The organism is Pseudomonas sp. 382 (assembly GCF_002759075.1).
Lineage (GTDB): Bacteria > Pseudomonadota > Gammaproteobacteria > Pseudomonadales > Pseudomonadaceae > Aquipseudomonas > Aquipseudomonas vlassakiae.
Genome location: NZ_PEMX01000064.1, coordinates 1 through 9,968, shown reverse-complemented (window position 1 = coordinate 9,968; position 9,968 = coordinate 1). Strand labels below are relative to the sequence as shown.

Below are 9,968 nucleotides of genomic sequence, written 5' to 3'. Positions count from 1 at the left end.
ACAGAATTTCTTGACGACCATAGAGCATTGGAACCACCTGATCCCATCCCGAACTCAGTAGTGAAACGATGCATCGCCGATGGTAGTGTGGGGTTTCCCCATGTGAGAGTAGGTCATCGTCAAGATTCATTTCGCAAAATCCCTATCTGCGCGTGCAGGTAGGGGTTTTGTCTTTAAGTAGGAACTACAGAGATTCGCGGGAACGTCCTCGGGACGGACCGGCATACAGAATTTCTTGACGACCATAGAGCATTGGAACCACCTGATCCCATCCCGAACTCAGCAGTGAAACGATGCATCGCCGATGGTAGTGTGGGGTTTCCCCATGTGAGAGTAGGTCATCGTCAAGATTCAAACAAAAGCCCCTGTCTGCATTGCAGACAGGGGCTTTTTCTTTTCCGGCCTACAGTACCCTGACGTGCGCGCTAGCGGGCGAGTTGTTTGTCCAGGTAGTTTCTGATCACCCGCGATCCATTGTTCAGATGCTGCTCCAGCACCCTTACCGCCTCGTCGACCAATTTGTCAGCGGCAGCATCTACCAAGGCGTTATGGTCGTCCTGGGTCAGCTTGCCCAGCCCCATGGATGACAGGTGAAAGCGCAAGAAGCGTTCTTCCTCGTTCAGCTCGTTCTCGATCAGACGCAGCAGTTTCTGGTTGGATGCCTTGCCATAGAGCGCCATGTGGAAAAGTCGATTGAGACGGCCGATTTCCGCATGGCTAGTTTCGTTCTCCAGTTGCTGAATGTAACCACGGGCACTGGCGATATCATTGGCATCGAGCAACGGAATAGATTGGCGCAGCGCTTCGCTCTCCAGGAGCACGCGCAATGCATAGGTGTCGACTGCGTCCTCGCCAATCAGGGGGGCGACCACTGCACCCTTGTGCATTTCCACCTTCAGCAACGATTGCGCCTCCAGCTGGCGCAGCGCCTCGCGCACCGGCATGCGGCTGACACCGTACAGGTCGGCAACTTCCTGTTGGCGCACGGCGGTGCCAGGTGGCAGGCGGCCATCGAGAATGGCGCTGCGCAGGCGTTCTTCAATAACGCTACGCGCCAGGTGTGCTGGCAGTTGTTCGCAGGCCAGCACGTTAGTAAGTTTGATTTTCTCGGCCAAGCGAAGTGTGCCTCGACGACAAAAAAGTTGGATCCAATGACCCTAGTGATAGGTAGGGGGCCTGTCAAACCTGCGCTGGCGAAGAAGCGAGCGGCTTAGGTTCACAATTATGGTGGATGAGTTCTTCTGGCAAAGGAAGCGACACCCCCTAAGCATTAACTATAAAGTCGTACCTGGCCGACCATCGGCTAGATGATTGCGCGGTGCCATTGTCTTTTAGGTGGCCAGGCCGCACCATCGCTGCTTTGGAATGACCTGAACAGGGCCTCGCAGTGGCGATTACCTGGCTGCTCAAAACCGCCGTGCGACGTTTCGGCCTTGCCCTGCTGCTAGGTAGCTTGCTGCTGGGCGGTTTGCATGCGGATTGGGATTTTGCCGAGATCAGCCGCAAGTCCGAGGCCCTGTATGGCCCACTGGGTAACGGCAAGGGCCGCATCGATGCCTGGCAGCGGTTGATGGCCACACAGAGCCAGGGCAGCGAGATGCAGCGCTTGCAGGTGGTCAACCAGTTCTTCAACCAGCAACTGCGTTACGTCGAAGATATCGACCTGTGGCATGAGGTCGACTACTGGGCCACGCCGATCCAGGCCCTTGTAAAAGGCGCCGGCGACTGCGAGGACTACGCAATCGCCAAGTATTTCAGCCTGCGGCGCATGGGGATCCCCAGCGAGAAGCTGCGCATCACCTACGTCAAGGCTTTGCGCCAGAACCGCGCGCACATGGTGCTGACCTACTATTCAAGCCCACAGGCGCAGCCGTTGGTGCTCGACAGCCTGATGGACGCAATCAAGCCGGCCAGCCAGCGCACTGACCTGCTGCCGGTGTACGCCTTCAATGGTGAAGGTCTGTGGCTGACCGGCGCTGCGGGCAACAAGAAGGTCGGTGATACCAAGCGCCTGTCCCGTTGGCAGGACTTGTTGAAGAAAATGCAGGCAGAAGGGTTCCCGGCCGAACCGGTTTACTGAAGGAGCACAGATGTCACTGTTCAAACAATTGCTGTTGGCCATTTGTCTGTTCCTGGTCGTCGCGTTCAGCGGCAGCTTCATGGTCAGCCTGGAAAGCTCGCGCAGCCAGTACGTCAACCAGTTGCGCTCGCATGCCCAGGATGCGGCCACTGCGCTGGCACTGTCGCTGACGCCGAATATCGATGACCAGGCAATGGTCGAACTCATGGTCAGCTCGATCTTCGACAGTGGCTACTACGCCAGCATCAAGGTGGTCGACCTGAGCTCCAATGCCGTGCTGGTCGAGCGCCATGCAGAGCCGGACCCTGGCGGTGTACCTGGCTGGTTCATCAACCTGATCGGCCTGGAAGCGGCCGGCGGCGACGCCCTCGTCAGCCGTGGCTGGCAGCAGGCGGCACGGGTCGAGGTCATCAGCCACCCGATGTTCGCCATCGGCAAGCTCTGGCAGAGTGCCCTGGGCAGCCTGGGCTGGCTGCTGCTGTGCGGCGCCGCCAGCGCCGTGCTCGGTGCCTTGCTGCTGCGCCGTCAACTGCGTCCGCTGGAGTACATGGTCGAGCAGTCCCACGCCATTGCCCGCCGCGAATTCCTCAGCCTGCCGGACCTGCCGCGCACACCGGAGCTGCGTCGCGTGGTGCAGGCGATGAACCAGATGGTCGAGAAGCTCAAGGCGCTGTTCTCCGAGCAGGCAGAACGCAGTGAACGGCTGCGCGCCGAGTCCTATCAGGACAGCTTGACCGGGCTGTCCAACCGCCGTTATTTCGAGATGCAGCTCAATGCCCGGGTCAGTAACCTGGAAGAAGCGCGTTCCGGCTACCTGCTGCTGTTGCGTGTGCAGGGCCTGGCAGGGCTCAACGCGCGCCTGGGTGGCCAGCGCACCGACCAGCTGCTGCAGGCGGTGGGCGAGCAACTGCGCCGCGCCTGTGCGCATTACCCGGAAACCAACGACCTGATTTCCCGCAGCCGTGGCGGTGAGTTCGCGGTGTTGGCGCCGGGCATGGTGCATGAGGAGGCCATCCAGCTCGCCCAAGCCCTGGAAATCGCGTTGCAGAGCCTGCACGAGACCGGGGCCAGCGATATCCAGCCGGTGGCCTGCATTGGCCTTGCGCCATTCCACCCGGGCGATGAGCCCCAAGCGTTGCTCAAGTTGGCCGACGAAGCGTTGGCGCGGGCCGAGAACCAGCCCCTGCCGGGATGGGTGTGCCTGGAGCAGGGTGTGGCAGATGTGGCTGGCGATACCCAGCACGCTTGGCACACGCGGTTGGATGAAGCGTTCGTAAACGGCCAGTTTGCGCTGTTCTTCCAGCCGGTGGTGGAGGCCAGGGATACCCAGCGCGTCTTGCACCATAAGGTGATTTCGCGCCTGCTGGACGACCAGGGCAACGCCCTGCCGGCCGGCCGCTTCCTGCCCTGGCTGGAGCGCTTCGGCTGGATGTCACGGCTGGACGAGCTGGTGCTGGAGAAGGTGTTGACGCACTTGCGCAACCATGACCAGATGGTGGCGCTGAACCTGTCGGCGACGACCCTGGCCGACCCCACGGCCCTGCAAAGGGTGTACGAGCTGCTGGGGCAGAATACCGCGCTGGGTTCGCGCCTGACTTTCGAGATCGGCGAGGAGCAACTGCCCGAGCAGGCCGCGCTGGAAACACTCACCCGCCGTCTGCACGGGCTGGGCTTCGGCCTGGCGCTGCAGCGCTTCGGCGGGCGCTTCAGCATGATCGGCAACCTGGCACACCTGGGCCTTGCCTACCTGAAGATCGACGGCAGCTACATCCGCAACATTGACCAGGAACAGCACAAGCGGCTGTTCATCGAGGCTATCCAGCGCGCGGCGCACAGCATCGATCTGCCGCTGATTGCCGAGCGGGTGGAAACCGAAGGCGAGCGGTTGGTGCTGGTGGAGATGGGTGTCGGTGGCATCCAGGGGCAGCTGGTCGGCGAGCCGGCGCCCTGGCGTTGATCGAAGAATGCCGGGGCGCAAGGCGCACCCGGTGATTTCAGATCAAGCCGCCTTCCTCTTCTTCCTCGATCAGGTTGTTCAAGCTCCCCAGCGCCTTGCGCGCGGTGGAGCGGTTGAGCAACTTGGCCTGCGCCCCCGCCGGCAGGTCGGTGATGCTGAACACGCCCTTGGCCGTGAGTACTTCGATCAGGTCCTCGAGCACACGGATCATATCCAGGTCGCTCTGCTTGAGCTGCTTGAGGCTGTTTTCGACGACATCGTCGGCAAACCACCCCTGAATCTCGGCATGGTCGGCCGGCAGGACTTCAGTGTGGTCGGCGTACGGCACGGGTTCGACCCGCTGCAGTTGCCCTTTCTGGTCGCGTTGCACATAGAACAGTGCTTCCATCCTCGTCACCCCGGTTCCTTCATGGTGGCTCCTGGCGCAGCATAGGCAACTTTGACCTGCTGCGCCTGCCAGTCAGCTGTTGTTGTTATCGATCTTGATGGTTGGGTCTGCGCCGCTGATCAGCGAGTTGATGCTGGTGTTCGACCAGTTCACCCCTTCCAGCTTGATCGACACGTCAGCATTGGCCAGCCCGCCGGCTGCATTGAGCTTGCCTTCCGTGCTGATCTGCAGGGTCGATTCGCCGCCCACGGTGGTGATTTTCAGGTAGTTGTCGATGGTCGTGCCACGTTCCCCCTGCAGCAGGTCGGTCAGGTCGAGGCGGTCGCCTTCGCTCAGCTTGAAGTCCTTGATCACGTCCTGGCCTATGTCGCCGGCTTTCCACACGAATGTATCTGCACCGGCGCCACCGCTGAGGATGTCATTGCCCTTGCCACCGGTCAGCATGTCGTTGCCGGCCCCGCCGAACAACAGATCGTTGCCTTCACCACCGAGCAAGGTGTCGTTGCCGGTGCCGCCGAGCAAGATGTCGTTGCCTTTGCCGCCATCGAGGTAATCGTTGCCGCCCTGACCGAAGATGATGTCGTTGCCACCGCCCCCCAGCAGGGTGTCGGCACCGTCGTTGGTGCGCGACAGGTCGAAGTCGGTGTAATGCTCGCTGATGTATTGATGCATCACCTTGGCATCCACCAAGCTTGTGTCCACGCCTAGCTTCGTCGCGACGAAGGCCTGGACTGCCTCGATGCCGCTGCCGGGGATCGAGTCGAAACTCACCAGGTCGCCAAAGATGATGTCGTGTCCGTCGCCACCACTGATGGTGTCGGCGCCGGCGATGGTCTGGACGGTGTGGCCGAGGATCGCATCGGAGATCTTGCTTGGGTCGACGTTGACCTGGGGTACGCCGTCGCTGTCGAACGGTTTCAGGTCGGTGGCGGCGATGCCTGTGCCGACGCCGACGGCTTCGACCGATGACAGCGCCGAGAGCAGCGCGAAGCTCGAGGTGGCGTTGGTCAGGGTGTCGCTGGTGGTGGTGCTGCCGGTGCCGGCCAGTTTCGACAGCTCGTAGCCGCCGTTGCCTTCGGCGTGGATCAGGCCGGTGGTGACTGCACTCCACTTGTAGCTCAGGCTCAGCAGGTCGAAGCTGCGGGTTTCGGCGGTGAGCTTGCCGGTGGTGTCGATCGACACCCGGTTGCTGGTGTCCAGCTGGTAGTTGGTCAGGGTGTCACCCATCTTGTAACTGACGTTGCTGAGCAGGGTGTCGAGCTTGACCGAGCTGTTGGCCAGGGTCGGGTTGGTCTGCTCGCCAGTCTGGTAGTAGGTCGGCTGGCCGTCGGTGAGGAAGTAGGTCTGGTTGGTGCCGGTGACGCCGGCATTTTTCAGGTTCTGGAACCAGTTGGCGGTGGTCTTGAAGGCATCCTCGTAGTTGGTACCGCCGTCCGCGCTCATGCCGCTCAGGGCGTTCAGCAGCGTCTTGAGGCCAGCGTCGTTGAGGGTGACTGAGACGGTGCTCTTGACCTGGGTGGCAAAGTCCACCAGCAGCACGTTGACCGTGCCGACCCCGGTGGCCTTGGCATCCGCCAGCAGCGTCTGGAACGTGGTGGCCAGCGACGCCTTGGTCGCGTCGATGCCGGTGGTGCTCATGCTGCCCGAGGTGTCGACGATGAAGGCGAGGTTGTAGTTGGTGCCGGCGGTCATGTGCAGGCCGGCGCTGTCGGCGATGATGATGTCATCGCCGTAGGTACCGGTGGTGCTGTCATTGGCGGTGGTCAGCTGGCTGGTGGTGTAGGTGTCCGGGTAGACCGTGACCTTGAGGGTGCCTTCGGTGATGGCGAAGCTGCCGCCGACCGACTCGGTGGAGGTCGAGCTGACCTTCACGTCGAACTGGCCGCTGTAGTAGGCCGGTGGCTTGATCGTCAGGCTGCTCAACGTCCAGCCACTGACATCGACTGCGGTGGCGCCCACGGTGGCGGTGTGCCCGGCAGTGTCACTGATCACCGAGCCTGCAGGAATACCGCTCAGCCTCACGCTGAGGGTCTCGGAGCCGTCGGTATCGGTCAGGTTGCTGCCGATACCCACCAGCTTGACGCTGCCGTTTTCCGGCCCTTCGTTTAGCTTGTAGCCATCGTAGTAACCCTGGGTGCCGTTGCTGCCGTGCAGGTCGGACACGGTGACCCCGGCGTTGGTCAGGGCGGTGACGTTCTGGTACATCGGGATGGTGGTGCTGTTGAAGTCGCCGGCAGCGCTGCCGTTGACCGAGATGTTGACATCGTAGCTACCCGGGCCGGACTGGTTGGCGTGGTAGATCTCCAGGGTGTAGTAGCCGCTGGTGGTCGGCGTGTAGGTGCCCGAGACGGTCCCCGAGCCCGAGCCCCAGGTGGCGGTGACGACGTTCTTGCCGCCGATGTTCACCAGCAGGCTGTCGTCGGCGTTGCCGCTGAAGGTGTAGGTCTTGCCGGCCTCCAGGTACACCAGGCCGGAGGTCTTCGAGCCGCTCTGCGCCGCTACGCTGGAATCGGATTGCACGTTGGTGATGGTCGTGGACGAGGTAGCGGTGCCAGAGTTGGTGAATACCGTCTTCAGTGCATCACCGGTAATGCCGTTGCCGTTGGTGCCCAGGCCGGTGAGGGTGGTCCAGGTTTCCTTGGTCAGGCCCAGCGAGTTGACGCTGTTGCTGCCGATCGACAGGGTCGGTGCGTCGGCGACCGGAGTGATGTCCACCTTCAGAATGGTTTCGCTGCCGGGGGTGACGCCGTCAGTGGGCTTGAACTTGATCTGCGCATAGTCAGCCTGGTTGTTGCCCACCCCGGTGCCGCCATAGCCGTTGACGCCCGACTGGTTGGCCAGCGGCACGAACTTGAGCTTGCCAGCGGTAATGTCGGCCTGGCTGATGGTCTGGTTGAGGGACACGTTCACCCAGCCCGTGCCGTTGTTGTACTGCAGGGTGCCGAGGGCCGGTAGCTGGGTGATGGTCACACCCAGGCTCGTGACTGGGCTGTCGACGTCAGTGACGTTGAAGTTGCTCCAGGTCAGCACTACCGCAGTGTCCTCGACCCCGGTGACGGCGCCGCCGGCGGACACTGGCGCGTCATTGACCGCCACCACGTTGACTGTGGTGGTGGCGGTGTTGGACACGTTGACCCCGTCGGTGACCGTGACTGTGATGATCCGCGGCGTGGTGCTCGGGTCCTCGCTGGTGTTGACGAAGGTGATGTTCTTGATCGCCTGCATGTAGTCGGCCAGCGAGGCGTTGCCTGTCAAGGTCAGGACTACCTTGCCGGCGGCCACGCTGGAGGTGACGGTGATGCCGCTGACGCTGCTGCCCAGGTTCAAGGCATCGCCGGCCTGGGCATTGGTCAGAGTCACGGTGGCACCGGCCATCTGCGAGCTGTCGAAGTCGGTGATGGAAATATCCAGGTCACTGATCGAGTTGCCGCTGCCGTTTTCGGTGAAGGTGGTCTGGAAGTCGGCGCCCGTCTTGCCGCTGGAGTCGTTGGCGTCGAGGTCCAGCACCGGGGCTGGCTCGTAGAGTTGGGTAGTGATGCTGCCTGCGGTAGGGCTGATCGCAAGCCCCTCGAAGTTGCCGCCGGTGGCCGAGTCGATCTTGATGGTGAATTGCTCGGTGCCCTCGGCGATGTTGTCCTTCAAGGTTGGGATGGTGAACGTGGCCTGGTTGCTGTTGGCTTTTATCGTCACCGTTGCCACACCGATGTAGTCGGCGCCGTTGCTGGCGGTGCCGCTGTAGCTCAGCTTGACTACCACGTCGGTCTGCGGCGCATTGCTCAGGGTCAGCGTGTAGGTTGCGTTGTTGCCCTCAGCCACGGTGGCTGAGCCGATGATGCCAAGGGTGGTGGTGTTCAGCGTGTCTGTCACGGCGGTGACCGCTGGCGCCGGGTTCACTACCAGGCTTTCGAAGTTGCCGCCGGTGGCGTTGGTGATCGTGGTGCTGACCGTGGACGCGCCGATGTAGACGTCGTCGGCTGGCGCCGCCACGGTGATGCTGCCGGAAGACTGGCTGGCGCCGATGGTGATGGTCTGGCCGTTGCTCAAGGTCACGGTGACCGCTGTTTGCGCCGGGCTGGTCAGGGTTGCGGTGTAAACGATCTGGCCACCCTCGGCCACGCTGGGCGTTGCCGTCAGCGACACCGTCGTGGCGTCCTGCACATCGGTGACGGTGGTGCTGACTGGCGCCTGGTTGGCGACCAGATTTTCGTAATTGCCGCCGCTGACGCTGGTGATGTTGTTGGCGACCGGCGCGTGGCCTTGGTAAACGTCGTTGGTCACGGCGCCCGTGGCGGTGCCGGAGCTCTGGCCGATCGGAATGGTGATGGTCTGGCCGTTGGCCAGGCTGACCAGGACCGGACTGCCGGTGACGGGCGCATCCACTGTGGCGGTGTAGACGATGGTGCCCCCCTCGGCCACGGAGGACGTGGCGGTCAGGGTGACGGTGGTGGTGTCCCGCACATCGGTGACCGTCGTGCTGACCGTCGCCTTGTTCGCCACCAGATTTTCGTAGTTGCCGCCGCTGACGCTGGTAATGCTATTGGTAACTGCCGCGTGGCCTTGATAGACGTCGTTGGTTACGGCGCCGGTGGCGGTACCGGAGCTTTGGCCGACCGGGATGGTGATGGTCTGGCCGCTGGCCAAGGCCACCACGACAGCCGAGCCTGTAACTGGGGCAGTGACGGTTGCGGTGTAGACGATAGTGCTGCCTTCGGCCACAGATGGCGTCGCGGTTAGCGTGACGGTAGAGGTGTCGATGGTGTCACTGACGGTGGTGACTGCCGCCGTACTGTTGATCGCCAGGTTCTCGAAATTGCCACCCGAGGCATTGGTGATGCGGGCGCTCACCTGACCGGCATCGATATACGGATCATCAGCTGGCGCGGCAACGGCGACGCTGCCGGAGGTCTGATTGGCACCGATGGTGATGGTCTGGCCATTGCTCAGCGTGACCGTCACCGCCGTTTGTGCGGCGTTGCTCAGGGTAGCGGTGTAAACGATCTGTCCACCTTCGGCCACGCTTGGTGTAGCCGAAAGCGACACCGTCGTGGTGTCCAGGACATCCGTGATGCTGGTGCTGACTGGCGCCTGGTTGGCGACAAGGTTTTCGTAATTGCCGCCGCTGACGCTGGTGATGCTGTTGGTGACGGCCGCGTGGCCTTGATAGACGTCATTGGTCACGGCACCCGTAGCGGTACCGAAGCTCTGGCCAACCGGAATGGTGATGGTCTGTCCATTGGCAAGGCTGACTACGACTGGGCTGCCGGTGACCGGAGCCCCTACAGTGGCGGTGTAAATGATAGTGCCGCCTTCGGCCACGGACGGCGTGGCGGTCAGGGTGACAGTGGTGGTGTCTTGTACATCGGTGACCGCAGTGCTGACTGGCGCCTGGTTTGCGACCAGGTTTTCGTAGTTGCCACCGCTGACGCTGGTGATGCTGTTGGTGACCGCCGCGTGGCCTTGGTAGACGTCGTTGGTTACGGCACCGGTGGCGGTACCGGAGCTCTGGCCAACCGGAATGGAGATGGTCTGCCCGTTTGCGAGGC

Annotated in this window: 5 protein-coding genes and 2 rRNA genes; 4 read left to right on the top strand and 3 right to left on the bottom strand. The window is 62.2% G+C overall.

Going from position 1 to position 9,968, the window contains the following annotated elements; translation table 11 throughout:
• Positions 1-9 precede the first annotated feature (9 nt).
• Positions 10-125, top strand: a 5S ribosomal RNA gene (rrf, locus tag CQW31_RS30095).
• Positions 126-234: 109 nt separating this feature from the next.
• Positions 235-350, top strand: a 5S ribosomal RNA gene (rrf, locus tag CQW31_RS30090).
• Between the two features lie 75 nt (positions 351-425).
• Here rrf (CQW31_RS30090) and CQW31_RS30085 read toward each other — a convergent pair.
• Entirely contained in the window at positions 426-1,115 is a 690-nt protein-coding gene (locus CQW31_RS30085) for a GntR family transcriptional regulator (protein WP_054887214.1), read from the bottom strand.
• A 272-nt stretch (positions 1,116-1,387) separates the two neighbouring features.
• On the opposite strand from CQW31_RS30085, the gene lapG reads away from it, so the two are divergent.
• Both lapG and lapD read left to right on the top strand, forming a co-directional pair.
• Positions 1,388-2,080, top strand: coding sequence for a cysteine protease LapG (gene lapG / locus CQW31_RS30080; RefSeq protein ID WP_054887215.1), 693 nt, complete (start codon positions 1,388-1,390; stop codon positions 2,078-2,080).
• A gap of 10 nt (positions 2,081-2,090) precedes the next feature.
• Positions 2,091-4,037: a cyclic di-GMP receptor LapD gene (lapD, locus tag CQW31_RS30075; RefSeq protein WP_054887216.1), complete on the top strand. Its 1,947-nt coding sequence runs from the start codon at positions 2,091-2,093 to the stop codon at positions 4,035-4,037.
• A 37-nt stretch (positions 4,038-4,074) separates the two neighbouring features.
• Here lapD and CQW31_RS30070 read toward each other — a convergent pair whose 3' ends face one another.
• Both CQW31_RS30070 and CQW31_RS30065 read right to left on the bottom strand, forming a co-directional pair.
• Complete coding sequence (locus tag CQW31_RS30070) at positions 4,075-4,416, bottom strand: hypothetical protein (protein WP_054887217.1); 342 nt, start codon at positions 4,414-4,416, stop codon at positions 4,075-4,077.
• Positions 4,417-4,497: 81 nt separating this feature from the next.
• The coding region (locus tag CQW31_RS30065) for an immunoglobulin-like domain-containing protein (RefSeq protein ID WP_178075602.1) at positions 4,498-9,968 on the bottom strand (5,471 nt) is incomplete at its 5' end.

What these genes read in the sequence shown, in the direction of transcription:
- lapD (WP_054887216.1), top strand. Translation starts at nt 2,091, where the DNA reads ATGTCACTGTTCAAACAATTGCTGTTGGCCATTTGTCTGTTCCTGGTC.